The sequence below is a fragment of the Fusicatenibacter saccharivorans genome, from assembly GCF_015557635.1.
Lineage (GTDB): Bacteria > Bacillota > Clostridia > Lachnospirales > Lachnospiraceae > Fusicatenibacter > Fusicatenibacter saccharivorans.
The window spans coordinates 64,579-90,943 of the sequence record NZ_JADNOP010000001.1 but is presented as its reverse complement, the minus strand read 5'-3'; the positions used below and the strand labels follow the sequence as shown (position 1 = coordinate 90,943).

Annotated in this window: 23 protein-coding genes; all 23 read left to right on the top strand. The window is 48.4% G+C overall.

Going from position 1 to position 26,365, the window contains the following annotated elements:
* Positions 1–18 precede the first annotated feature (18 nt).
* Complete coding sequence (locus I2G42_RS00405) at positions 19–1,884, top strand: TIGR03960 family B12-binding radical SAM protein (RefSeq protein ID WP_173813333.1); 1,866 nt, start codon at positions 19–21, stop codon at positions 1,882–1,884.
* On the top strand, positions 1,868–2,575 hold the full coding sequence (locus I2G42_RS00400) for a TIGR03936 family radical SAM-associated protein (RefSeq protein WP_195530612.1): 708 nt from the start codon (positions 1,868–1,870) through the stop codon (positions 2,573–2,575). Before I2G42_RS00405 ends, I2G42_RS00400 begins: the two co-directional genes overlap by 17 nt.
* Complete coding sequence (locus I2G42_RS00395; protein WP_173858973.1) at positions 2,568–3,767, top strand: ribonuclease E/G; 1,200 nt, start codon at positions 2,568–2,570, stop codon at positions 3,765–3,767. The genes I2G42_RS00400 and I2G42_RS00395 overlap by 8 nt, the downstream gene beginning before the upstream one ends.
* A gap of 27 nt (positions 3,768–3,794) precedes the next feature.
* Positions 3,795–4,805: a type II CAAX endopeptidase family protein gene (locus tag I2G42_RS00390; protein ID WP_055217898.1), complete on the top strand. Its 1,011-nt coding sequence runs from the start codon at positions 3,795–3,797 to the stop codon at positions 4,803–4,805.
* Positions 4,806–4,962: 157 nt separating this feature from the next.
* Positions 4,963–5,838 carry a DegV family protein gene (locus tag I2G42_RS00385; protein WP_022462907.1) on the top strand — a complete coding sequence of 292 codons (876 nt, stop codon included), beginning with the start codon at positions 4,963–4,965 and terminating at the stop codon, positions 5,836–5,838.
* A gap of 116 nt (positions 5,839–5,954) precedes the next feature.
* Complete coding sequence (gene rplU, locus I2G42_RS00380; protein WP_022462906.1) at positions 5,955–6,260, top strand: 50S ribosomal protein L21; 306 nt, start codon at positions 5,955–5,957, stop codon at positions 6,258–6,260.
* Between the two features lie 5 nt (positions 6,261–6,265).
* Positions 6,266–6,586, top strand: coding sequence for a ribosomal-processing cysteine protease Prp (locus I2G42_RS00375; protein ID WP_055228163.1), 321 nt, complete (start codon positions 6,266–6,268; stop codon positions 6,584–6,586).
* A gap of 4 nt (positions 6,587–6,590) precedes the next feature.
* A complete protein-coding gene (rpmA, locus tag I2G42_RS00370; RefSeq protein ID WP_022462904.1) occupies positions 6,591–6,881 on the top strand; it encodes a 50S ribosomal protein L27 in 291 nt (96 codons plus the stop codon).
* Positions 6,882–6,991: 110 nt separating this feature from the next.
* Positions 6,992–8,290 (top strand): GTPase ObgE, encoded by a 1,299-nt coding sequence (gene obgE / locus I2G42_RS00365; RefSeq protein ID WP_022462903.1) that lies wholly within the window; start codon positions 6,992–6,994, stop codon positions 8,288–8,290.
* A gap of 28 nt (positions 8,291–8,318) precedes the next feature.
* A complete protein-coding gene (gene yhbY / locus I2G42_RS00360; RefSeq protein ID WP_022462902.1) occupies positions 8,319–8,612 on the top strand; it encodes a ribosome assembly RNA-binding protein YhbY in 294 nt (97 codons plus the stop codon).
* A 67-nt stretch (positions 8,613–8,679) separates the two neighbouring features.
* The gene (gene nadD / locus I2G42_RS00355; protein ID WP_022462901.1) at positions 8,680–9,300 is read left to right on the top strand and encodes a nicotinate-nucleotide adenylyltransferase; all 621 of its coding nucleotides are present in this window, start codon (positions 8,680–8,682) and stop codon (positions 9,298–9,300) included.
* Between the two features lie 12 nt (positions 9,301–9,312).
* Complete coding sequence (yqeK, locus tag I2G42_RS00350) at positions 9,313–9,915, top strand: bis(5'-nucleosyl)-tetraphosphatase (symmetrical) YqeK (RefSeq protein WP_195530611.1); 603 nt, start codon at positions 9,313–9,315, stop codon at positions 9,913–9,915.
* Entirely contained in the window at positions 9,916–10,269 is a 354-nt protein-coding gene (gene rsfS / locus I2G42_RS00345) for a ribosome silencing factor (RefSeq protein ID WP_022462899.1), read from the top strand.
* Positions 10,270–10,385: 116 nt separating this feature from the next.
* Positions 10,386–12,266, top strand: coding sequence for a DUF5696 domain-containing protein (locus I2G42_RS00340; RefSeq protein ID WP_173829004.1), 1,881 nt, complete (start codon positions 10,386–10,388; stop codon positions 12,264–12,266).
* 195 nt (positions 12,267–12,461) lie between these two features.
* Positions 12,462–14,714 carry a formate C-acetyltransferase gene (pflB, locus tag I2G42_RS00335; RefSeq protein ID WP_055217890.1) on the top strand — a complete coding sequence of 751 codons (2,253 nt, stop codon included), beginning with the start codon at positions 12,462–12,464 and terminating at the stop codon, positions 14,712–14,714.
* Positions 14,715–14,960: 246 nt separating this feature from the next.
* On the top strand, positions 14,961–16,124 hold the full coding sequence (locus I2G42_RS00330) for an FAD:protein FMN transferase (RefSeq protein ID WP_195530610.1): 1,164 nt from the start codon (positions 14,961–14,963) through the stop codon (positions 16,122–16,124).
* A gap of 2 nt (positions 16,125–16,126) precedes the next feature.
* Positions 16,127–18,184, top strand: coding sequence for an FMN-binding protein (locus tag I2G42_RS00325; RefSeq protein WP_195530609.1), 2,058 nt, complete (start codon positions 16,127–16,129; stop codon positions 18,182–18,184).
* Positions 18,185–18,196: 12 nt separating this feature from the next.
* Complete coding sequence (locus I2G42_RS00320) at positions 18,197–18,685, top strand: FMN-binding protein (protein ID WP_055228158.1); 489 nt, start codon at positions 18,197–18,199, stop codon at positions 18,683–18,685.
* 1 nt (position 18,686) lies between these two features.
* A complete protein-coding gene (locus I2G42_RS00315) occupies positions 18,687–19,559 on the top strand; it encodes a 4Fe-4S binding protein (protein WP_022462893.1) in 873 nt (290 codons plus the stop codon).
* 20 nt (positions 19,560–19,579) lie between these two features.
* A complete protein-coding gene (locus I2G42_RS00310; RefSeq protein WP_055266101.1) occupies positions 19,580–19,963 on the top strand; it encodes a NusG domain II-containing protein in 384 nt (127 codons plus the stop codon).
* A 30-nt stretch (positions 19,964–19,993) separates the two neighbouring features.
* Positions 19,994–20,518 carry a Gx transporter family protein gene (locus tag I2G42_RS00305; RefSeq protein WP_022462891.1) on the top strand — a complete coding sequence of 175 codons (525 nt, stop codon included), beginning with the start codon at positions 19,994–19,996 and terminating at the stop codon, positions 20,516–20,518.
* A 281-nt stretch (positions 20,519–20,799) separates the two neighbouring features.
* Entirely contained in the window at positions 20,800–25,599 is a 4,800-nt protein-coding gene (locus tag I2G42_RS00300; protein ID WP_195530608.1) for a penicillin-binding Tp47 domain C-containing protein, read from the top strand.
* Between the two features lie 221 nt (positions 25,600–25,820).
* A complete protein-coding gene (locus I2G42_RS00295) occupies positions 25,821–26,357 on the top strand; it encodes a DUF3877 family protein (protein ID WP_055266095.1) in 537 nt (178 codons plus the stop codon).
* Positions 26,358–26,365 lie beyond the last annotated feature (8 nt).

The window sequence follows — 26,365 nt, the reverse complement described above, 5'->3', positions numbered from 1 at the left end:
AACAAGTGAGAGAATTGCATGAGAAAATTAGCATTGCCAGAAGAAGTGCTGCTCCAGATTGAGCAGCCTGCGCGATACATTGGAAATGAATTCAACAGTGTCGTAAAAGACAAAGAGAAAGTAGCCCTGCGCGGCGCATTCCTGTTCCCGGATGTGTATGAGATTGGTATGTCCCATCTTGGCATCCAGATCCTGTACGATATGTTCAACAAACGCGAGGACATGTGGTGCGAGCGAGTTTATTCCCCATGGCCGGATCTGGACCGCGTGATGCGTGAACAGAACATTCCGCTGTTCGGTCTGGAATCCCAGGAGCCGGTGAAAAACGAAGATTTCCTGTTCATCACCCTGCAGTATGAGATGTGTTATACAAACGTTCTGCAGGCGCTCGACCTTGCCGGAATCCCGCTGCATGCGGTGGAGCGTACCGACGAGGACCCGATCGTCATCGGCGGCGGCCCGTGTACGTACAACCCGGAGCCGATCGCTCCGTTCTTCGATCTGTTTTACATCGGAGAGGGTGAGGTTGTGTACGACCAGCTTTTCGACACGTATCTGGAAAATAAAAAGAACGGCGGAACCCGTCTGGATTTTCTGAAAAAGGCATGCCAGATCCCGGGCATTTACGTACCGCAGTTCTATGAAGTAACGTACCACGAGGACGGAACCGTTGCAGCCTTTACGCCGTCCATCCCGGAAGCGCCGGAAAAGATCAAAAAACAGCTTGTCATGGATATGACCGAGGCAACGTATCCGGAGAAACCGGTCGTGCCGTTTATCAAGGCAACACAGGACCGTGTCGTTCTGGAGATCCAGCGCGGCTGTATCCGCGGCTGCCGTTTCTGCCAGGCGGGTATGGTGTACCGTCCGACAAGAGAGCGCGATGTGGAGAAGTTAAAAGAACTTGCGACCCATATGCTGCGCAATACCGGCCACGATGAGATTTCGTTGAGTTCTTTGAGCTCGAGTGATTACAGCCATCTTCCGGAGCTTGTCAACTATCTGATCGACAGCTGCCCGGAAAAAGGTGTCAATATTTCCCTTCCATCTCTTCGAATCGACGCATTTTCCCTTGATGTTATGAGCAAGGTACAGGATATCAAAAAGAGCAGCCTGACCTTCGCACCGGAGGCGGGAAGCCAGCGGATGCGGAATGTTATTAATAAAGGTCTGACCGAGGAAGTCATTCTCGACGGAGCCGGAAAAGCGTTTGAGGGCGGCTGGAATAAAGTAAAACTGTACTTCATGCTGGGCCTTCCGACCGAGACCGAGGATGATATCAAAGGAATTGCGCATCTGGCGGAAAAGATCGCAGAGCGTTACTATGAGATTCCGAAAGATCAGAGAAACGGAAAATGCCAGATTACGGCAAGCTCCTCGTTCTTTATTCCAAAGCCGTTCACCCCGTTCCAGTGGGCACCGATGAACACGGAGAGGGAGTTTCTTGACAAAGCGGCGATTGTAAAGGCAGAGGTCCGCGCACAGCTGAATCAGAAGAGCATCCGTTACATTTATCATGAGGCAGATATTTCCCTTCTGGAGGGATTCCTTGCACGCGGCGATCGGAAATGTGCCGAAGTTATCGAAAAAGCGTACCGAAAAGGTGCTATTTTCGATGCCTGGTCCGAGTATTTCCGGAAAGATGCCTGGGAAGAAGCGTTTGCAGAGACCGGCATTGACGTTTCGTTCTATGCCTGCCGTAAGCGCAGCACCGATGAGATCCTTCCGTGGGATTTCCTTGATATCGGCGTGACGAAAAAATTCCTGATCCGCGAATGGGAGCGGGCACAGAAAGAAACCGTTACCCCGAACTGTAAGATGCAGTGTTCCGGCTGCGGAGCAAAATCATTCGGAGGAGGTGTCTGCTATGAAAATCAGAATTAAGTTTGCCAAAACAGGTGTGATGAAATTTGTGGGTCATCTGGATGTGATGCGTTACTTCCAGAAAGCAATCCGCCGTGCAGAACTTCCGATCGCTTATTCCGAGGGCTTCAGCCCGCACATGCTGCTGTCGTTTGCTTCTCCGCTCGGTGTCGGCATCAGCAGCACCGGTGAATATTTCGATATGGTGCTCGCGGAAGATATGAAAACCGACGAGATTGTAAAACGTCTGAATGCGACGATGGTTGAGGGAATGGAAGTGCTTTCCGCCCGCCATGTGCCGGATGGAAAAGCAAGCAAGGCAATGTCTCTCGTAGCAGGAGCCGATTATCTCGTGCAGTTCCGTGAGGGAAAAATGCCGGAGATCAATCTGGAAACGAAAGTGCCGGAGTTTTTCGCACTTCCGCAGATTGAGATCATGCGAAAGACAAAACGAAGCGAAAAGCTGACCGATATCCGCCCATGGATTTACGATATGAAAGCAAAGAAAAGCGGTGTCTGGATGCAGCTCTCCACCGGAAGTGTTTCGAACCTGAAACCTGAGCTCGTGATGGAAGCGTTCTGCAAATGGTGCGGGGTTGAACTGCCGCCGTTTGCATACACGATTCTGCGCGAGGAAGTTTACGCAGACATCGGAACGGAAGAAGAGCGAAAGCTGGTTCCGCTGGAAGCATTAGGAGAAGAAGTTGAGTAAACGAGTTGTCATTGCCCATCTGCCGTGGGAGGGAAAAGATTACCTGGTACACACGCTGGCGGAAGGAGAAAGACCGGTCGAACTGACGGCCCTCTGCAGGGAGAAGGAAACGCTGCTTGGCAATATCTATGTCGGCCGGGTGGAAAAACTGGCGCCCGGGATTCGCGGGGCATTTGTCTCGTTTGCGGAGCAGCAGAGCTGTTTTCTTGATCTGTCCCGTGTAAAAGAAGGGTATCTTCTGAAAAAAGCACCGGGAACGGAACTGCATGTCGGGGATGAAATCGTCGTGCAGATCCAGCGGGAAGCGCAGAAAACGAAGCTTCCGTCGGCGACAGCAGAACTTTCTCTTTCGGGAAGTGCCCTGGCGCTCTATTATGGAAAGCCGGAAATCTCATGCTCAGGACGCCTTCTGCCGGAGCAGAAAAAACGGTTAAAAGAACTGGGAAGCCGGATCTTTCCAGAGCTTTCCGGCGGAAGCCTTCCGTTTGGCGTGATCTTCCGCACCGCATCCGCTGATGCTTCGGAAGAAGAGATCCGGCAGGAATATCTCGAGCTGTCCGAAAAACTCGCGCGGATTGTCCAGTATGGAACGATGCGGAGCCTGTACTCCTGCCTGTATCAGGCATCGGATGCCGTGCCGGAGCTCGTCAAACGGTATGCACCGTCGGTTTCAGAACTTGTGACAGACGACAGAGAAACGTATGAGATCTGCAGAGAATATCTGGAGCGCCATGATTTTCACGACTGCCGCCTGACCTGGTATGAGGATCAGCTTACCACGCTGGCAAAGAAAGAAAATCTCGAATATCACGTAAAACAGGCACTCGACAAACGTGTGGATCTGCCTTCCGGCGGATTCCTCGTGATCGAACCGACCGAAGCGCTGACCGCGATTGATGTGAACAGCGGAAAGCAGCTCGGCGGACGTAAAAATACGTTTCTGTACAGCGTAAACCAGGAGGCAGCCCGCGAAATCGCCCGCCAGATCCGCCTGCGCGGGATTTCCGGTCTGATCCTGGTTGACTTTATCAACATGCCGGAAAAAGAGCAGGAGGAGCGCCTTCTCGGCTTCCTGCAGGGTCTTGTGCGGGAAGATCCCGTTCCGACTAAAGTTGTGGATATGACGGCGCTTCATCTCGTGGAACTGACGAGAAAGAAAATCCGCCGGCCGCTGGCAGAACAGATGAAATGACGGTAACCTTACAAAGGAGGAATGAATATGGAACCACAAAAGAAACCGATTCACCTCAATGAAAATGATACCCCATATCTTTACGAACCCTTTCGAAACCGGATGCCGGCAAAACGGCAGCATCCGGCGGAAAAAGAAAAGATACTGAAACCATGGCAGGGCCTGCTGGTGTTTGCCTTTCTGATGGTTCTTTTTAATCTCGCCGGAATCCCGCTGGTTTTTGCAGGCGGGATGTATGGAAATGCGCTGGACGAGATCATTGTATTCCTGATCGGATCCATTCTCGTCGTACGGGCACTTCATATTCCGTTAAAAGAAGTGTTCCCATTAAAAAAGCCGGATGGAGCCGGAATCCTCGGAACCATTCTGATGTGGTATGTGACGTACCGCGGTGTGCTTGCCCTTTTCCTTCTGATGGAATGGATTTTCCCGCAGGAATACGCAAGCCTCTCGGAATCCATGGACAGCAGTATGGCGGGCCTTTCCTATTTCGGCGAGCTGCTTGTCGTTGCGCTGACACCGGCCATCTGTGAAGAAGCACTGCACCGCGGTCTTCTGCAGTACAGTCTGCGCGGAATCAAAAAGAAATGGGTGATGCTGCTTCTGATGGGCGTTTATTTTGGCGCTTTCCACATGAGCATCGTCCGTTTTCTTCCGATGATGATGATGGGAATCGTTCTCTCGTATGTGCGGATGAAGACCGACAACATGTTTTACAGCTCGCTGTTCCATTTCGTCCATAACGCATCGACGATTGTGGCGAGCATTGCGGCAAGCTTTCTCTATATGTTCTCGCAGGGGAACGCAGCAGCAGGCAGCGGATACGCAACGGAAACGTACATCGGCATGTATCTGATCGAAGCGGCGCTGATGCCGATCGGTCTTTATATGGGAAGCCGTCTTCTGATGTATCAGCAGACAAAAAGAGAAGGATTTTTCCCGAAGGAGAGAAGAAAAAAGACCATTGCAAAAATCGTAATTCCGACCATTCTGCTGATCCTTGGCGGACTGTTTTTCCTTGGTATTGGTATGATGTAAAAAGAATCAAAAGCTGTTTGGGCAATTTTGCAGAAATGTCCAAGCCGGGTAGAAAACAGGTACGATTTATGATAGAATAACAGCAAATCAGGCGTTACACGATATTACAGAAAGGAAAAGCTGTTTCTCTGAAAAAGAGACAGCAGGAATAAGAACTATGGCAAGAACAGCTATTGCTACCGACAGCAACAGCGGTATTACACAGAGTCAGGCGAAAGAGCTGGGCGTTTTTGTCCTTCCGATGCCTTTCTTCATGCGCGGAAAAATCCAGTTTGAGGATATCGACCTGACACAGGAACAGTTTTACGAGATTCTGGCAGAGGATGCGGCTGTTTCCACATCTCAGCCGTCTCCGGGAGATCTGATGGATTTCTGGAACAAAATTCTCGAAGAGTACGATGACATTGTTTACATTCCGATGTCAAGCGGCCTTTCCGCCTCCTGTGATACAGCGACCGTGCTGTCCGAGGACTACGAAGGAAAAGTGCAGGTTGTCAACAACCAGAGAATCTCCGTTACGCAGCAGCAGTCCGTTCTGGATGCAAAGAAAATGGCAAACCGCGGCGTGGCAGCAAAAGACATCAAAGCAATTCTGGAAGAGGATGCGCTGGATGCAAGTATTTATATTATGGTAGATACGTTAAAATACCTGAAAAAAGGCGGCCGCGTTACGCCGGCAGCAGCCATGATCGGAACCGTTTTAAATATCAAACCGGTGCTGACGATCCAGGGAGAGAAGCTTGACGCGTTTGAAAAAGCGCGCGGTGTGAAACAGGCAAAGAAAGCCATGATCAAGGCTATGAAAAAAGATATGGACAAACGCTTCGCAAAAGAGCGTGCAGCCGGCATCATGGGACTTCACATTGCCTATACCGCAAACGACAAAGAAGTAATCGATGGATGGATTGTCGAAGTAAAAGAAGCCTTCCCGGATTTTGAAGTCGATGCGCATCCACTGTCCTTAAGCGTTGCCTGCCACATCGGACCTGGCGCACTGGCAATTGCATGCGAAAAAAAATCTGCAATTTCCTGAAAAATACTATTGACAAACAGCAGACGTGATGATATATTGTAGAAGTATGCCGCACAGAGAGGTAAAAGAGTCGAAAGGCCACCGAATCTGGCGAGTAATTGATAGGGAGGTGCCATATGTACGCAATTATTGCAACAGGTGGTAAACAGTACAAGGTAGCTGAAGGCGATGTTATCCGAGTAGAGAAACTTGGCGTTGAAGCTGGAGAAACCGTAACTTTTGATCAGGTACTTGCAGTAAGCAATGACGGACTGAAAGTTGGCGAGGACGTTAAAAATGCATCCGTAACCGCATCTGTAGTTGGAAACGGTAAAGGCAAAAAAGTTATCGTTTACAAGTATAAGAGAAAAACTGGTTATCATAAGAAAAACGGTCACAGACAGCAGTACACTGAAGTGAAGATTGAAAAAATCAACGCTTAAGTCTTATGATTTGTATAACCGTAACAGAGTCTGACGGCGAGTACATCTCCGTGGAGTCAAACGGTCATGCAGGCTATGCAGAGGAAGGGCAGGATATCATCTGTGCCGCTGTCTCCGCATTGATTGTAAACACCGTAAATTCCGTGGAAACATTGACAGAGGATCTGATTATAAGTGAGGCTGGAGATGGATACGTGTATTTTTCATTCCCGAATGGGTATTCTGAAAGTACCGCACTTCTTGTAAAATCACTTTTGCTGGGCCTCGAAAGTATCCGCCGCGATTATGGAGCACAATACTTAGAGATCGCATTCAAGGAGGTGTAATACCATGTTAAATATGAACCTTCAGATTTTCGCTCATAAAAAAGGAGTTGGTTCTACCAAGAACGGTAGAGATTCCGAGTCCAAGAGATTAGGAGCAAAAAGAGCTGACGGACAGGTTGTAAAGGCTGGAAACATTCTTTACAGACAGCGTGGAACCAAGATTCATCCAGGCGTGAACGTAGGAATCGGAAAAGACGATACCTTATTCGCTATGGTTGACGGACGCGTAGCTTTCGAAAGAAAAGGACGTGACAAAAAACAGGTTTCCGTATATCCGGTAGCAACAGAAGAGTAAGACAAAGGTGCGGCTTCAAATCTTAAGAGGTTTGAAGCCGTTTTTGTTAATAATAATTAAAGGTCCAACAGACCGATTTGGATTTAGATAAAACAAGACAGGAGAATACCATGTTTGCAGACAGAGCAAAAATTCTGATCCGCTCCGGTAAGGGCGGAGACGGACATGTCAGTTTCCGCAGAGAGCTTTTTGTACCGAACGGCGGGCCGGACGGCGGCGATGGCGGCAAAGGCGGAGACGTTATTTTTGAAGTTGACGAAGGACTGAATACACTGGTTGATTACCGCCACAGAAGAAAGTTTTCTGCTACCGACGGCGAGCCGGGCGGAAAACGCAGATGCCATGGCGGAAACGGCGCAGATATTGTCCTGAAAGTACCGGAAGGAACCGTCATTATGGACGCTGCGAGCGGAAAAGTCATCGCAGATATGTCCGGTGAAAACCGCCGTCAGGTTGTATTAAAAGGCGGAAAAGGCGGAAACGGAAATATGCATTACGCAACCGCTACCATGCAGGTTCCGAAATACGCCCAGCCAGGCCAGCCGGCACAGGAGCTGGAAGTAAGAATGGAACTGAAAGTCATCGCGGACGTCGGACTCGTCGGCTTCCCGAACGTTGGAAAATCGACCCTGCTTTCCCGCGTGACAAATGCAGAACCGAAAATTGCAAATTATCACTTTACCACGCTTTCCCCGAACCTCGGTGTCGTAGACCTTGAGGGCTGCAGCGGATTTGTTATCGCAGATATCCCGGGACTGATCGAGGGTGCATCGGAAGGAGTCGGCCTCGGCCATGAATTCCTGCGCCACATCGAGAGAACCCGCGTGATGATCCATGTAGTAGACGTTGCATCGACCGAGGGAAGAGATCCGGTGGATGATATCAACAAGATCAACAAAGAGCTCGAAGCCTATAACCCGGAGATCGCAAAACGCCCGCAGATCATCGCGGCCAATAAGACCGATGCGATCTATGTAGAAGAGGGCGAAGAGGATCCGGTGGAACGTCTGAAAAAAGAGTTCGAGCCGAAAGGCATCCCGGTTTATCCGATTTCTGCCGTCAGCGGAAAAGGCTTAAAAGAGCTTTTATATGCCGTACAGAAAAAACTCGATGAGCTTCCGAAAGAGCGTATGGTCTTCGAACAGGAATTCTTCCCGGAGGATATGCTTCTTGCCGAGAACCTGCCGTACACTGTCGAGCAGGACCCGGAGGACGAGCACCGCTTTATCATCGAGGGACCGAAGATCGAAAAAATGCTCGGCTACACCAATCTGGATTCCGAGAAAGGTTTTGCTTTCTTCCAGCGGTTCTTAAAAGATACCGGTATCTTAGACGAACTCGAGCAGGCCGGCATCCAGGAAGGTGATACCGTCAAGATGTATGGATTTGAATTTGATTATTATAAATAGAACGAATAAATAACGAAGGAGGAGACGTATGACCAGCAAGCAGAGAGCATACCTGAAAGGCCTTGCCATGACCATGGAACCGATCCTGCAGGTAGGAAAAAGCAGCATCACGCCGGAGCATACCGCTGCTGTAGCAGAGGCACTTGAGGCGAGAGAACTGATTAAAATCAATGTACTGCAGAACTGCCTCGATGATCCAAGAGAGATCGCAGAAGTTCTGGCAGAACGCACCAATTCCCAGGTCGTACAGGTGATCGGCAAAAAGATCGTGCTGTACAAAGAGGGCAAAAAAGAGAAAAAGAAAATTCAGCTTCCGAAATAATCCGCAGGAAAGAACCGCCGGGACCGGAGCATACCGCTGCAGTTCCGGCGCTTTTTGAGGAAAACGTATGGAAAAGACAAACAGAAAAATTGGCATTATGGGAGGCACTTTCGATCCCATTCATATCGGTCATCTGATCCTTGGCGAGGCGGCGTACGAGCAGTTCGGGCTTGATGAAGTCTGGTTCCTTCCGGCCGGAAATCCGCCACATAAGCGGAACCGGGCGGGACAGGCAAAGGATGCACAGCGTGTCGAGATGGTGCGCCGTGCCATCGCATCCAATCCGCATTTTGTGCTCTGCACCAAAGAGATGGAAGATGAGGGCTATACCTACAGTTATCGGACGCTTGAGGCGATGCGGAAGGAACATCCGGGCACGGAGTTTTACTTTATCATTGGAGCGGATTCCCTGTTCTATTTTGATGAGTGGAAAAATCCAGAGCGGATCTGCGCCGCGGCAAAGATCCTTGTGGCGACCAGGGATCGGGCAAAAGAGAAAGAGCTTCTGGCCTGTATGGAACGAAATGCAAAAAAACTTCACGGTACCTTTCTGAAACTCGACACACCGAATCTGGATGTTTCTTCCCACGAACTGCGGGAATGGATCCGGGAAGGAAAATCCGTGAAATACTATCTGCCGGATTCTGTGATTTCCTACATTCAGGAGCAGAAAATCTATCAGGATTAGAGGAAGAGCAGGATGGAACAGTACGATTTATGGAAACTGGACAAAAAACTCCAGAAGGAAGTCGATGAAGACCGCTATCATCACACGCTCGGTGTGATGTTTACCGCAGCATCCATGGCGATGGTATGGGGCGAGGATCTCGAAAAAGCCCGTGTCGCGGGACTGCTTCACGACTGTGCAAAATGCATTCCGAATAAGAAAAAAATCACCATGTGTGAGAAAAATAAGATTGAAATCACTGAGTTTGAGCGGAACAATCCGTTTTTGATCCATGCCAAGCTCGGTGCATTTCTGGCGAAGGACAAGTATAAGGTGGAAGATCCGGAGATCTTAAGTGCCATCATCTGGCATACGACAGGAAAAGAAGATATGACATTGCTGGAGAAGATCATCTATATCGCAGATTATATCGAACCGGCACGAAACAAGGCACCGCACCTTACCCGCCTTCGGAAGCTGGCATTCACCGATATCGACGAATGCATGTATGAAATTTTAAAAGACAGTATGGCGTATCTGTCGGAAAACCCGAAGACGATGGATCCGATGACGGAGCAGGCATATCAGTTCTATGAGGCACTGCACCGGGGACGGACGGCAAAGGAGGAAGCATAAATGAGCGAAGCAAAACAGACTGCAAAACTTGCACTGGAAGCACTGGAAGATAAAAAAGCAATGGATGTCCGCATTCTGGACATTACCCATGTTTCGACTCTGGCAGATTATTTCATGATCGCCAGCGGAAGCAACCGCAACCAGGTACAGGCGATGGCAGACAACGTAGAGGAGGTACTCGGAAAAGCCGGCGTACATCCAAAACAGATCGAAGGCTATCAGACCGCAAACTGGATTCTGATGGACTACGGCGATGTTGTCATCCACATCTTTGATGAGGAGAACCGCCTGTTCTACGATCTGGAGAGAATCTGGAGAGACGGTAAAGTCGTAGAAAAAGAAGAGATTATGTAAGTTAGGTGGAAAAAGGCGCAGAAAATCCGGAACCGTGCAGAGAAAGGCGGACGGGTTCTCTGCGCCTTTCTGGTGTTTGGAACACATATGATAAAGAAAAAGGGGAATATCACACGATGAAAAAAATAGAAAGCGGATCGCTTGCTGTGATGCTCGATGAAGAGACGCTGGGACTTAGGATCGAAAAAGACGGCGTTGTCTGGAATACGGATCCGAAAAAGACACCGGAACTGATTTTTGCAGAGGGAACATACCGTTTCCTGGATGCAGAGGAGATTTCCCATGAGGTCTATTCCTTCGGCGTCGGATGCGGCATCCGGAGCCATTATGTGGGATTTGCGGGAACACCGTATGCCTTCGAGACGATTATCTGGATCGAAGCTGTGGATGAAACACTCTGGATGGAGTGGATTCCGCTCTGCGAGGAGGGACTGCATCCGGTAAAGGTGCTGTGGCCGACGGCAATGGAGTTTACAAACGGGCGCGATGACTGGTATACACTCCTTACCGAGGGACAGGGACTTCTGATTCCGAATACCTGGAAGACGGAACTTGGAAAGCTTTCGTTTGACGGCAGATTTGAGACCTCCGGCGGCTATATGCCGTGGTTCGGCCAGGTGAAGGAAAGATGCGGCTATACAGCGATCTGTACAACACCGTGGAACGCTGGTTATCAGGCAGAGCACCCGGCAGGCGGCCCATATACCAGCGTGGGGGCATGGCTGGAGCCGAGCCTTGGAACAATGAATTACCGCCGCGTATTCCGTTATACGTTTTTAAATGACTGCGATTATAACGACCTCTGCAAAACGTACCGTCAGTATGTACGGGAACAGGGCCATCTGCGCACTTTGAAAGAAAAGGCAGTACAGAATCCGTCCATTCACGATCTTGTGGGAACGTGTTTTGTTCATACGGGAATCAAGACGGTTGTGCAGCCGGAGTCCGGCTTTTTCGATCCGCAGAATCCGGAGAAAAATAACCGCGTAGTGCCGTTTTCCGTGCGCGAACAGCAGATCCGCGAAATTCATGATCTCGGCGTAGAGAAAGTCTATCTTCATCTGGACGGCTGGGCAGAACCGGGGTATGACAACCAGCATCCGGACTACACACCGGCATGCCAAGCGGCCGGCGGATGGGAAGGCATGAAATCGCTTGTCGATACGATGCATGATTTCGGCTACAAATTCGGTATTCACGACCAGTACCGCGATTATTACCATGCAGCGCCGAGCTACGATGAAAATTATGCCTGCCGCCTTCCGGACGGAACGATACCGGGACACAGTTACTGGGCGGGCGGACCGCAGAGCTATCTCTGTGCAACGCAGGCACCGTTCTATGTAAAACGGAATTTTGCCGAACTGAAGAAAAACGGAATCCGGCTTGACGGTGCATACCTCGATGTGTTTACGTGCAACGAGGGCGACGAGTGCGCAAATCCGGAGCATGTGATGACGAGAAGAGACTGCTATACGTACCGCGGAAACTGCTTCGCCTGGCTGCTCTCACAGGGGATTCTCTCAAGTTCCGAGGAGGTCAGCGACTGGGCGGTTCCGTATCTGGTATTCTGCCATTATGCGCCGTACGACTTTATGCTGCGCCCGGCAGAGACACCGAAAAAAGGAATCCCGGTGCCGCTCTTTAATCTTGTGTATCATGACTGCGTAATTGAGCCGTGGATGATGGACCGTGTTTCAAAAGACGAGGACTATATGCTGTATGCGCTTCTTGCAGGCGGTGCACCGTATCTTGTACGGGACGGCGCATATCCGAATACAGATGGTGCATTTGACGGGGAGAAAATCAGTCTGGAAGAGATGACAGAAAGATGCCGCGTTGTAACGGAGCTGCATGAAAAAACGGCACTCCTGGAACTGGTACGTCACGAGTGTATGACGGCGGACGGAAGCGTACAGAAGAGTGAATTTTCCGATGGAACATATGTTATTTGTGACTTTGCAGAGCAGATATATGAAATCGGATACGGGGAATAAAAGAAAAGCGCCACATGTAGATTTTGTTCTTATAAAAATACAAGATTTTGTGGTTTTCCTTGTATTTTTTCAAGTGCATATCTTGCGCGGAAAGCAGAGATTTGTTATATTATCCATGCGGAGGTGTTCATGCCCGGTGCAAAGAAGATGCCGGAGCGTGACGAAACAAAATAACACCAGAAAGGAACAAATCAAATGAGAGAATTTGAACAGTGGGATGGCTTTACCGGAAGACTCTGGAAAGAAGGCATCGACGTACGTGACTTTATTCAGAACAACTATACTCCATATGACGGAGATGAGAAATTCCTGGAGGGACCAACAGAGGCTACAGACCGTCTGTGGGGCAAATTACAGGAACTCCAGAAAGAAGAGCGTGCAAAAGGCGGCGTTCTGGATATGGAGACAGACGTTGTAAGCGGAATCACAGCTTACGGCGCAGCATATATCGATGACAGCATGAAAGATCTGGAGCAGGTAGTTGGTCTTCAGACAGACAAACCGCTGAAACGTGCATTTATGCCGTATGGTGGAATTAAAATGGCTGAGCAGTCCTGCGAGACTTACGGCTACAAACCAAGCGAGAAGCTTCATGAAATTTTCACTAAATATCACAAAACACATAACCAGGGTGTATTCGACATCTACACACCAGAGATGCTGAAAGCCCGTCATAATAAAATCCTGACCGGTCTGCCGGATACCTATGGCCGTGGCCGTATCGTAGGCGACTATCGTCGTGTTGCTCTGTACGGTATTGATTACCTGATCGAGCGCAAAAAAGCAGACTTCGCTGCAACAAATCGTCAGGGAATGCGTCGTGGTGACTTCCAGTTAAGAGAAGAGATCGCTGACCAGGTCAGAGCACTGCAGGATATGAAAGTTATGGCACAGTCCTATGGCTATGACATTTCCGAGCCGGCTAAGAACGCAAGAGAAGCTGTTCAGTGGCTGTACTTCGGATACCTTGCAGCTATCAAAACTCAGAACGGTGCTGCAATGAGCGTTGGCCGTGTATCTACTTTCCTTGATATCTACATCGAAAGAGATATTGAAAAAGGAATCCTGACTGAGAAAGAAGCTCAGGAGCTGATCGACCATCTGGTAATGAAATTCCGTATGGTTAAATTCGCAAGAATTCCGTCTTACAATCAGCTGTTCTCCGGTGACCCGGTATGGGCTACTCTGGAAGTTGCCGGTATGGGAATCGACGGACGTTCTATCGTTACAAAGAACGATTTCCGTTTCCTGCATACACTGGAAAACATGGGACCGTCCCCAGAGCCGAACCTTACTGTTCTGTACTCTGAGAATCTTCCGGAAGCTTTCAAGAAATATGCAGCTCATATTTCTGTACAGACAAGCTCTATCCAGTATGAGAACGATGATGTAATGCGTCCGGTATGGGGCGATGATTACTCCATCTGTTGCTGTGTATCTGCTACCGAGACCGGTAAGGAGATCCAGTTCTTCGGCGCTCGTGCAAACCTTGCAAAATGCCTTCTGTACGCTATCAACGGCGGTAAAGACGAGAAGACAAAACAGCAGGTTGCTCCGGAATATCAGCCGATCACCAGCGAGTATCTGGACTATGATGAGGTTATGAAGAAATACGACGTTATGATGGACTGGCTGGCTCATCTGTACGTTGGAACTCTGAACATGATCCATTACATGCATGACAAATACTACTATGAGGCAGCAGAGATGGCTCTGATCGACACCGATGTAAGACGTACCTTCGCAACCGGTATCGCAGGATTCTCTCACGTAGTAGACTCCTTAAGCGCAATCAAATACGCTAAAGTTAAAGTTATCCGTGACGAAGAAGGAATGGCTGTTGACTTCGAGACAACCGGCGACTTCCCAAGATACGGCAACGACGATGACAGAGCAGACGAGATCGCTGTATGGCTGCTTCGTACCTTCATGGACAAACTGAAATACTGCCATACCTATCGTGATTCTGAGCCGACTACCTCTATCCTTACCATTACTTCCAACGTTGTATATGGTAAAGCAACTGGTTCTCTGCCGGACGGAAGAAAAGCCGGTGAGCCTCTGTCTCCAGGAGCTAACCCGTCTTACGGCGCAGAGAAGAGCGGACTTCTTGCTTCCCTGAACTCTGTAGCAAAACTGCCGTATGAGGACGCTCTGGACGGAATCTCCAACACCCAGACCATCAACCCGGGCGCACTTGGCCATAACGACGAAGAGCGTACCGAGAACCTGGTACACGTTCTGGACGGATACTTCGAGCAGGGTGCACATCACCTGAACGTAAACGTATTCGGAACCGAAAAACTGATCGACGCAATGGAGCACCCGGAGAAACCGGAGTATGCAAACTTCACGATCCGTGTATCCGGCTATGCAGTTAAATTCATCGACCTGACAAAAGAGCAGCAGATGGACGTAATTGCACGTACCTGCCATGATCATATGTAATTTCTGAAAATGTTATTTCTAAAGCCCCCGCGGCCGCAGTAATGCGGCTGTGGGGGCTTTTTGTATATCGGTGCTTGAATTCCAGTAAAATCCACTTGATTTAGAGTACATAAAATGAGAAAATTTATCAGATGCAGAACGCTAATTGAAAAACTTTTATCAAGTAATTCATAGCGTAAGTTACGAGTTAATGTTATAATACCAAAGTTAGAATTTCCTAACATAAGAAAAAATGGAGTTTTATTTATGAAAAAGAAAATTGTTGCAGCATTTTGTCTTGCCATGGTGATGACGGTCGGCGGATGTTCCGGTACGGGGACAGCAGCGCAGCCGGAGAGCAGCGGAAGTCAGACACAGCCGGCATCTGTTGCGGAGCCTTCGAGCAGTTCTGACGCTTCGGAAGAGAATTCCACGCAGGAATCCGCATCATCCACAGCTTCTTCCGATACCGCAGATGCATCGAGCAGTCGGGATATCTTTGCGATGGATACGTATATGACGGTGACTGCTTACGGTCCGAACGCGGAGATGGCCGTGGATCAGGCACAGCAAGAGATTGAACGGCTGGATGCGCTCCTTTCAACCGGTGCGGAGACGAGTGAGGTAGCGCAGATCAATGCGAACGGCGGCGGAACCTTGTCAGAAGATACCACCTATCTGCTGGAGCGTTCTCTGGATCTGTATGACAGTACGAACGGTGTTTTTGACATCGCAATTTACCCTCTCATGGACGCCTGGGGATTTACCACCGGAAACTATACGGTTCCTTCGGATGAGATGATTGAAAATCTTCTCCCGCTCACCGACGCGAACAATATTATCTATGATAAAGACGAATCGTCCATCAGCTTTGCAAAAGATGGTATGAAAATCGATTTCGGCGGAATCGCAAAGGGCTATACGTCCGGCAGAATCGCAGATATTTACCGGGAATGCGGTGTGACGAGCGGACTGATTAACCTCGGTGGAAATGTTCAGGTTGTCGGTACAAAAACGGACGGCAGCAAATGGCGCGTCGCAGTGCAGAGTCCGGAAACAGAGGACGATTACCTCGGCATTCTCTCGACTGCAGACCGTGCCGTCATTACCTCCGGAGGCTACGAACGGTATTTTGAACAGGACGGCGTGAAATATCATCACATCATCGACCCATCGACCGGTCATCCGGCAAATAACGGTCTGGTGTCGGTGACGATCGTAAGTGCTGACGGAACACTGGCGGATGGCCTTTCTACTTCTCTTTTCATCATGGGAAAGGACAAGGCAGCCGAATACTGGCGTGCACACAGCGATGAATTTGACACCATTCTGGAGGATGAGGACGGCGTTCTGTATGTAACCGAAGGAATTGCTGACGATTTCACATCCGATCACGAGACAAACATTATCAGGAAAGACGGTGATACATAACCATGGGAAAATGGAAAAAACTGACAGCATTTGCACCGGCTCTCGCGGCAGTTATCGTAGCAGCCTGCGCCGGTATTTCGCTGAACGGCTACACTGCACCGGTTTACGCCGTAGAGCAGCCGGAGGCACTGGTGACACCGGAGCCGGAACAGGATACCGATGCAGCGGAAAAGAAAGATGATACAAAAAAGAAGGACGATACCCAAAAGACAACCGATACCGAAGCAGAACTTGTCGCAGCCGTCGGTTCCGGCAGCTTTGAACTGGCGGACGGAACGTACGAAGGAAGCGGAACAGGTTTTGGCGGTACGATTACAGTCTCTGTCGTATTGAAAGACAAAACGATTCAGTCGATCTCGATTGTAAGCGCTCCCGGCGAGGACGCAGCTTTCCTGAACCGTGCGAAGGGAGTTATCGACCGCATCATCGCATCCCAGAGTGTGGATGTGGACACGGTTTCCGGTGCAACTTTCAGTTCAAAAGGTATCCTTGCAGCCGTGAAAAATGCACTGACCGGTCAGGAGGACACTTCAGAACCGGCATCCGCATCAGGAGCGGCAGGCGGCGGAGCCTCTGCCGGCGGAACCGTTACAGTATCTAAAATCGAAGAACCGGCTGCCTACCGGGATGGAACGTATTACGGAACCGGAACGGGATTTGGCGGCACAATGAAAGTCTGCGTTGTTGTCAGCGGCGGAAAAATTGCTTCGATTGATATTGTGGAAAACAGCGATACGCCAAGCTACCTTTCCAGTGCTTCCTCTCTGATTTCGACGATTATCTCAACACAGAGTACGAATGTGGATACGGTCTCCGGCGCGACATACAGCTCCCGCGGTATTATTGAAGCTGTGCGGAGTGCCTTAAGTCAGGCGGCAGTGAACGGGTCTTCCAGTACAAACGGAGGAAGCCAGGGCAATACAAACAACGGAAACAACAGTCAGAATAACGGCCAGAACAATAACAACTCGTCTGCATCCAAGGGAAGTTTTCCTTATCAGGACGGAATTTATTACGGAACGGCCGCCGGTTTCCAGGGAGACATCAAAGTGGCGGTAGCCCTGCAGGATCAGACGATCAAAGCGGTACTGATTCTGGAAAATGAAGATGACGAGACATTCTTCAACCGTGCCAAAGTCGTAGCGGACCACATCGTAGACGGACAGAAAACCGATGTGGATCTCGTATCCGGCGCAACGTACAGCTCCCGCGGCATCCAGAACGCAGTAAAACAGGCGCTGGAAAATGCGAAGAAAGCAACAAACGGCGAGACCGTTCCGGATAACGGAACGAGCAGCGGCGGAACCACAACGATTCCGGAAGGAAAATTCCCATACGAGGAAGGCATTTACTACGGAACCGGCGAGGGCTATCTGGGAGACATTACAACGGCAGTTGTCATTCAGGATAAGACGATCAAGGCAATTCTCGTGACCGAGAGTGAAGATGACGAAGCATTCTTAAAACGCGCAAAACAGACAGCAAAGGACGTTGTGAAAAACCAGACACTGGAAGTCGACACCGTTTCCGGCGCAACCTACAGCTCCAGGGGAATTCTTGCGGCAATCGAGGAAGCTTTAAAAGAGGCAGAACGCGTAACTGAGGAAAAGAAAAATCCAACCCCGACGCCAACGGTAACTCCGACACCGACGGAAACACCAACCCCGACCGAAACCCCGGAGCCAACTGAGACGCCAACACCAACCCCGACGGAAACTCCGGAACAAAAGATCTATCAGGACGGCGAATATACAGCGATTGCCGTCTGCGAGCCGGATGAAGATGAAGATTTTACCGCTTATCAGCTTTCCGTGACGGTAACAATTGAAAACGATAAAATCGTAGCGTTAAGCAACATCACCGGTGACGGAGACAGTCAGAATGCCTCCTACATCCGCCGCGCATCCGAAGGAACCTCCAAAATCAAAGGCGTTTCCGCTCAGATTTTGGAAACCGGAACGCTTGAAAACATCGACACCGTTTCCCGTGCAACCTGCTCCTCAAAAGCCATTCTTGAGGCATGCCGGAATGCGCTGGATGCTGCGAAAGTAACACAATAAAGGGGAAAACAGATGAGACAATTGATTGTTCGTTTTTTGAATGTCGCTGTCATTGCTGCTGTTCTGATCGGCTACAATACCGTACTCGATAAAAGAGACAAAGAGGATCAGATCGCGCGGCTCTCGGCAGAGCTTGAGACGACCCAGCTTCAGAAGGAAAATCTGCAGGCCGCAGCAGCTGCATCCAACACGGCGGATACGGCCGCAAGTGAAGCAGCAGAAGCAGAAGGGCAGTATGTGGACGGCACGTATGACGGTGAGGCTGACGGCTTCGGCGGCACCATTGCAGTTGAAGTAACCGTAGAGGGCGGCCAGATTACCGATCTTGCCATCACATCCGCCGACGGCGAGGACAGTGCGTATCTGTCAAACGCGGAGGCGATCATTCCAAAGATTATTGAGGCACAGTCCGCCGATGTTGATACGATCAGCGGAGCAACATTCAGCTCCACCGGTATCAGAAATGCGGCGCAGGAAGCAATAGAAAAGGCGGAGAAATAACATGAAAAATTTAGATCTATCCACATTACCGGCAAAGAAGAGAAAACAGATCGTTTCCTGCCTGCGTGCCGGAATCCAGCTTTTATATTTCCTGTTTCTTCCGTCAGTATTTACCGCTGCATTTAACGGAGTGAAATACATTTTTACGCAGCTTGGACAGGGTGAAAAAATTGAGATGACCGCGTTTGTGTCGGCTCTGCTCCTTGTCTGTGCATTTACGATTGTTTTCGGCAGATTTTTCTGCGGTTTTGCATGCGCTTTTGGAAGTCTGGGGGATGCAATGCACGCAATTTATGGTATAATCTGTAAGAAACGTAAAAAGAAGCCCAGATGCATCAAACCGGAGCTGGCAAAAAAACTGGTACTGATCAAATACGGCATTCTGCTTCTGATTGCCCTTTGCTGCTTTGCAGGAGTTTATCAGAAAGCAAGAGGAACAAGCCCGTGGGATGTCTTTTCCATGCTGCATGCGGGAAATTTCCGACTTTCCTCTTATATTCCAGGCATTGTTCTTCTGGTGCTGATCCTGGTCGGCATGTTCTTTGAGGAGCGCTTTTTCTGCCGTTTCCTGTGCCCAATGGGAGCTGTCTTTTCTCTGCTTCCGATCCTGCCGTTCTTTACTCTGCACCGGAAACGCGAAAACTGCATCCGCGGCTGCAGCGCCTGCACGAGACAGTGCCCGTCAGCAGTGGAACTGCCATCCGATGGATCCGTGGAAATCTCCGGCGACTGTTTCCAGTGCCAGAAATGTATTGATACGTGTCCAAAAGGCAATATCCGCTGCGGGGTAAAGGAACTTCACGGAAATGAAATCCTCTTTACGCTGTTCCGTGCTGTATTCCTGCTGACACTGCTGTTATGGGCTGGCATCTGATTCAGAATAAGGAAAACTATATGAAGAAAAAAGATCTGATTCTGGCAGGCGCCGTTCTGCTCCTGGCTGGAATCCTTGCCCTGGCGCTTCGGCTGCCGAAAACGGAAAATGGAAATACCATGAAAGTCACGGTGGACGGCGAGGTCTACGGAACGTATTCACTCGCAGAAAATCAGACCGTGAAAATTCAGACGGGTCACGGAACGAATGTCCTGGTGATTGAAAACGGAAGTGTCCATATGGAAGAAGCTGACTGCCCGGACGGCTACTGCAAAAGACAGGGTACGATTTCCCGGGTAAATGAGACGATCGTGTGCCTGCCGCATAAGCTGGTTGCGGAGGTAGAAAGTGACGGATCCACAACGGACGACGCCGACGATGCGCCGGATGTGATTGTAAAATAATACCAGCTTAGAAGAAAGGAATTGGAATTTATGAGAGACAGCCGCACTGCAAGCAGAAAAATTGCCTTATGCGCCATGTTGATGGCACTTGCCATGATTTTCAGTTACGTGGAGGTACTGATCCCGATCAACCTCGGCGTTCCCGGCATTAAACTTGGTATTGCCAATCTGGTTGTCGTTGTCGGTCTCTTTTTCTTTCCTGCCGGGGAAGTCCTGATGATTTCCGTTGCCCGCATTCTTCTGATGGGCTATCTGTTTGGAAATGGAATGTCCATTCTTTACAGTCTTGCCGGCGGACTCCTGAGTTTTCTTGTGATGTTCTTACTGAAACATATCAAAGGATTCAGTATCACCGGCGTAAGTATTGCCGGCGGCGTGACGCACAATGTCGCGCAGATCTGCGTGGCGGCTCTCGTTGTACAGAACCGCAAACTGTTCTATTATTTACCGGCACTTCTCGTAGCCGGTGTCATTACCGGAATGCTGATCGGAATCCTTTCTGACCGCATTCTTTCGGCAGTAAAACGCGAAGGACGGAAGAGTTCTTCTCGGTAGGTACTGCACATCTAGTACCATTTATCTGTGCGGAGACAAAAATCGTTCCGCAAATTTCAAAGAAACATACAAATTAATAATAAAAAATCTCAATAAACAGTATCTGTGCGCGTTTGAGAAAAAATACTCAGTTAAGAGTTAGACAAAACGATCTAAAATTAGTAAAATGTTTTATAGTTAGTTAAAGCAATTATTAATTAGTATAAACTAATGTAATAATAAATAACAGTTTTGCCCCTGTTTTTCCTGCAAAACTGTGGAAAAGGAAAAAGGAGGAAGTTATGATCAAAAGAAAAGAACTTCAGAAAAAATCATTAGCAGCCGTAATGGCAGCTTCCATGACCATGAGCCTGCTCCCGGGAACCGTACTGGCGGATTCCGCAAGCGGCGTGCTGGCAGATGGTACTTATGAGTCTACCGCTCATGTTACCAGAACAGCAGAAGACGATGAGGATGAGAATGCATGGGATGAATATGACGTTAATGTCAAAATCACAGTTGCAGACGGCAAATTTTCTGACATTGCAGTAACGCCTGGCTCTGGATACAATACAGAGAATGCCACATATTTCAAAAAAGCAGCTACAAACAGCAAAGGATTCAAAACGAAACTTCTTGGAAAAGATGCAACGATTGAAAACATTGAAGAATGGGATATTGTATCGGGTGCAACCAGAACTTCGAATGCAGTAAAAACCGCGGCTCTTGCAGCAACCCAAAAAGCAACCCCGACTCCAGAAGCAGTAGACACCACAGCACTTGAAAAAACAATCGCAGATGCCGAAGCATTAAAGGAAGCTGACTACACCGCAGACTCCTGGAAAGCTGTCCAGACTGCTCTTACCGCAGCAAAATCTGCTCTTTCTGCAAAAGAATCCCAGAGCGCTGTTGATACCGCGAAAGATGCGCTGAATACTGCAGTAAAAGGCCTTGTTAAAGCACTGACTCCGACGGCGACCCCGACAGCAACGCCAACCGCAACCCCAACGGCGACCCCGACCGAGACTCCAACTGAGCAGGTGGCTTACGTTCTGATGAACATTCCGTATGATGAATTTTATGCTGCAGATGTAAACAACTCTGTTCCAGTGGATGTATTTTCTTCCGCAACGAAGAGCAAAACAAGAACAGCCACTCTTGCCGGTGGTTCTTATCATACCAATGTAGATGGAAGTGCAATCAATGGAATTACCTTCCCGGTTAAAGTAACAGGAGTGGATCTTTCCAAATTTAAGAAAGTAACAGATTCTGATTCTGTAAGTATTACAGTAACAAACCGTGGTCAGACATCTACACAGACATACACCGGAAAAGACGCCTTATTTGAAAACTCAGACTATGCATATTATGTATTAAGCGAAGCACCTTCTTACTACAAAGAAGCAACGGTAAATGCAGATGGCTCTCTTTCTTTTGGAAAAACAGTTGGAACTGCAATTGAACTGACCAATGTATCTCCGGAATTTATGACTGAATCAAGCTATGGAGATTATCAGCTGGATCTCGACGGACTGGAGAACACGATTGATGTTGGAACCGATCAGATCTATGGTGTTATTGTCAGCACGAAAGAAGGCAATGACTATGGTATGCGTCATGTGGAAAATATCTGGCGCGGAACAGAGCTGGCATGGTCAACTGGATTTACAACGCAGGTACATGGCTGCCCGACTTCTTCTGCACATTACAAGAGCATGATGGGACAGCATATCAATAAGGTTACGTATTATACCAGCAAAGGAATCTACACGATTCCAGTGAATGATATTTTTGTTCCAACAAAATTTGAGGCAAGTGTATCCGTAGAAGACGCTTCTCTTTCCGCTGGAAAGACAACGATGACCGTAACCGGACTTCCGGCTGATTATGATGCAGAATATTCCGTAGATGGTCTGGATGGATTTGCAGTAGACGGAAATACCATTTCTTATTCCGCAAATGCGAAAAAAGGAATGTATACTCTGACGATTCATGATAAAAAAGGTGTTTATGCAGATCTGACACAGAGCTTTACCCTATATACAGATGCAATGCCGGCTGCTTACAATGAAAAAGCAAGTGCTCCGGCGCTTGTAAAAGCAGAGGATGCATCAGAAGAAGATTTTGCTGATTATATCAAGAATATTACTTCCGTAAAAGTAAATGGAAAAGAATATGCAGCAACTGGAAAACGGAAAACAATTCTGATCAAAGAAGACGGTACGCTTGATCTGACAGCTGCCGCTTTTGCAGAAGGAAATAAATTTGAAATCGAAATAACTGCAACAGGTTACAAGACGCTTTCCTTTACTTATGAGAAGAAAGAAACAACATATAAATATGTATATGCAGGTCTTACCTGGGCTGAGTATTGGGCAGCAGAAGGAGTTCAGGCGGCAGGAAGCGACGCTGGTTCGGATGAAACTGACAGTCGCGAAGAAAGTGATAAAGGCGCTTTTGATGTTGTAACCCGTGCGACCACAAACCATGGACTGCACAGAGGAAGCTTCCAGTGCGCAGCGACTATCTACATGAAAGATGGCACAACCTATGATGTGGCATATTATACCGCAGCAACCACGGCAGTTCTGACCAACGGCGAGACCGTAACTTACGATAAGAGCCAGATTGATCATTATGAAGTAAAAGGTCTGAAATATGTGCCTGTAAAAGTTTCGGAAGATGATTACGAAGATTTCTGCAAAAAGCATGTTGTGGTAGAAAACGGCGGAACACTTTCCGGTGGATTTTCTGAAAATAAACTGCAGAGCTATACAGGCCTGGTTGCAGATGTAACAGAAAACACAAACGGTCTGAAGATAGCAGTGAAAAATGCAGATGGAAGCTTCTCCTTCTCTGCAAGAACAACAGGAAGTGAATCCGGAATCAAAGATCAGGCGCTGAAGACAGCTCCGGATGCTGAGACCGTAGGACTGACCGTGAAAGAAGCCAAAGGTTCTTATGGAGAATTCCTTCGCGTAGATTTAACGGGAGATTACGGCGATCTGGCTGCTAATCTGCAGACCGTAACCTGGACTTATTACGGTGATGATTCCACTTATACGAATGCAAAAGCAACGTATGGAACAAAATTCGCAGCAGATAACTGGATGCATAAAGTAATGGGAATCCAGCTTGGCCTTACCGATTCCCTGCGCTGCACTTTACCGGAGGGAACGGATGGAACCGGTTATTGGAAGATTACGATTCATGCACTTGGCTATGCAGATGCTTCCTACACTTTTGAAGCAACCAAAGCGAACATTGTAGGAGCTGATCCGGTAGAGAGCACAGCAGCACTGGAAGAGGCAATTGCAAAGGCAGATGCACTGAATAAAGATCTTTACATGGAAACTTCCTGGAATAATATGCAGACAGAACTGGCAGAAGCAAAAGAAGCATTGGAGAAAAAACAGAGCCAGGGAACCGTAGACGAAGCAACAGAGCATCTGAATGCAGCAATCGAAGCACTTCAGTCCCAGTATGTATTAATGAACATTCCGTATGCTGAGTTCTATCAGGCAGAGGTTCATAACGATGTTCCAGTAGATGCATTTACTTCCGCAACCAAGAACAAAACAAGAACAGCCTCACTTTCCGGCGGATCTTACCATGTGAATGCAGACGGAAGCGATATTACAGGTATCACCTTCCCAGTAAAAGTAACAGGGGATATGGATCTGAGCAAATACACGAAAGTGACAGATGAGGATTCTGTAGAAATCACCGTTACCAACCGTGGACAGACATCCACCACAACGTATACCGGAAAAGATGCACTGTATGAGAATGCAAGCTATGCATATTACACCTTAAATGAAGTTCCATCTTATTACAAAGAGGCATCTGTAGATGCAGACGGAAATGTAACCTTTGGTGCTGTTCAGGGAGCTGAGGCAACAAAGCTGGAAAATGTAACAGCAGAGCTCTCCACTAACAGCAAATACGGTGATTATCAGCTGGATCTGGATGGTCTTACTGATACCATCAAAGCAGGCGAAGATACCGTATATGGTGTTGTTGTCAGCACAAAAGAGGGCAACGATTACGGAATGCGTCATCTGGAGAATATCTGGAGAGTGTCTGAACTGGCTTGGAGCACTGGATTTACCACAAGCGTTCATAATTGCCCGACTTCTTCTGAACATTACAAGAGCATGATGGGACAGACCATCAACAAAATTACCTACTACACCAGCAAGGGAATTTACGAAGTCGACGCAGATGTATATGTACCGGTTAAGTTTGCATATGAATTTTCTGTAGAGAATGCGTCTGTCACATCTGGAAGTGCTTCTGTTAAACTGGAAGGCCTGCCGGATGATTACGATGCTGTCTATACAGTAGAAGGTCTGACGGGAACCGTGTCCGGTGATACTCTGTACTTCAAGAATGCAGAGAAAGGTTCTTATACATTGACTGTCAGCGATAAGAATGGTAAATATGCAGATCTTTCCGCAGACTTTATCCTTTACACGGAAGAGATGCCGGCAGCATTTAACGAAGATACGACAACACCGGGTCTGCTTAAGAACGGGGATGCAACAGATGAAGAGTTTGCAGATTATCTGAAGAACATTACCTCTGTTACTGTAAATGGAAAAACATATGCAGCAAGCGGAAGAGGAGCTGTTGTACTGTTCAATGAGGATGGTTCCTTAAAGACAGATGCAGCACCGTTCGCAGAGGGCGATTCCTTTGAAATTACAGTTTCTTCACTGGGATATCAGGATCTTAGCTTCACCTGGAAGAAATCAGCAGAAGAGCCGACTCCTACTCCTACAGAGACCCCAACCGTAACCCCAACTGAGACTCCGACGGTTACACCTACAACAGCACCAACAACAACCCCGACGACTGCTCCTACCACAATACCTACGACGCAGCCGACGAAGACCCCGACAAGCACCCCGAAAGCAACATCTACTCCGCTTGCAAGTAATAAAGCATCCAATACCTCTACTTCCAAGAGGAGCGATAATGCAAAGACCGGTGATGCTACCAACATCTGGGGATGGGTAAGCATGGCAGTTGCATCTCTTGGTGCCGGCGGACTTGGATTCAAACTCCGCGGCAGAAAGAAAAACGACGACGAAGAGTAATTCAGAACGAAATGACTGAGAAATTCTTCTGACATAAGAAATCACAGAAACCTCTGTTCCAGCTTTTCTGGCGGAGGTTTCTGCCGTTTCGAGGAGTAAAAAAAGTGATTCTTTTCTTTTTGTAAAAAACAAAAAATTAAGTGTTCACACAACACCCAATTCATGCGATAATAATACTGTATTTTTTGCACATGCAGCACAATGGAGGTGACTTAGAAAACATGACAGCAAAACTGTTGGAAAAACATATTACCGATACGATTCGGGAATGGCAGGTGAAGATCGGCTATGAGGGCGGTACGATGAAGCTCTACTACCCGGCGGAGTCCCTGCGCCGTTCCCTCTCTTTAGACGAAACAGAAGACCTGGATGCGGCACTTGCCGCGTTCTGTAAGGAAGTACAGCCGCGTCTTGGAACACTTGCGATTTCAGCGGTCAAGGACCGCTACTGCATGGAAATCCCGGAGGAGGGATGTTCTTATATCGAGCGGAAAATTCCTGTTCCGGAGCTCCTGCAGAACCTTCTGCAGGTGATCACAACGCCTGGAAACACAATGGAACAGGTTCGAAACTGCTTTTCTTCCTATGCAGAGAAAATGCATACTACCGTGGAAGAAAACGCATCCGAGGAGCATGAGATGGGCCATGTATTTTCTTTTTCAGACCCGTCTGTGGATGAATACTGTTACTGTGTCGAAGAAAATGAATTCGGCCTGACGTATCACCGTTTTTCACGGGAAGATTACGAGGCTTTATAAATAAAAGG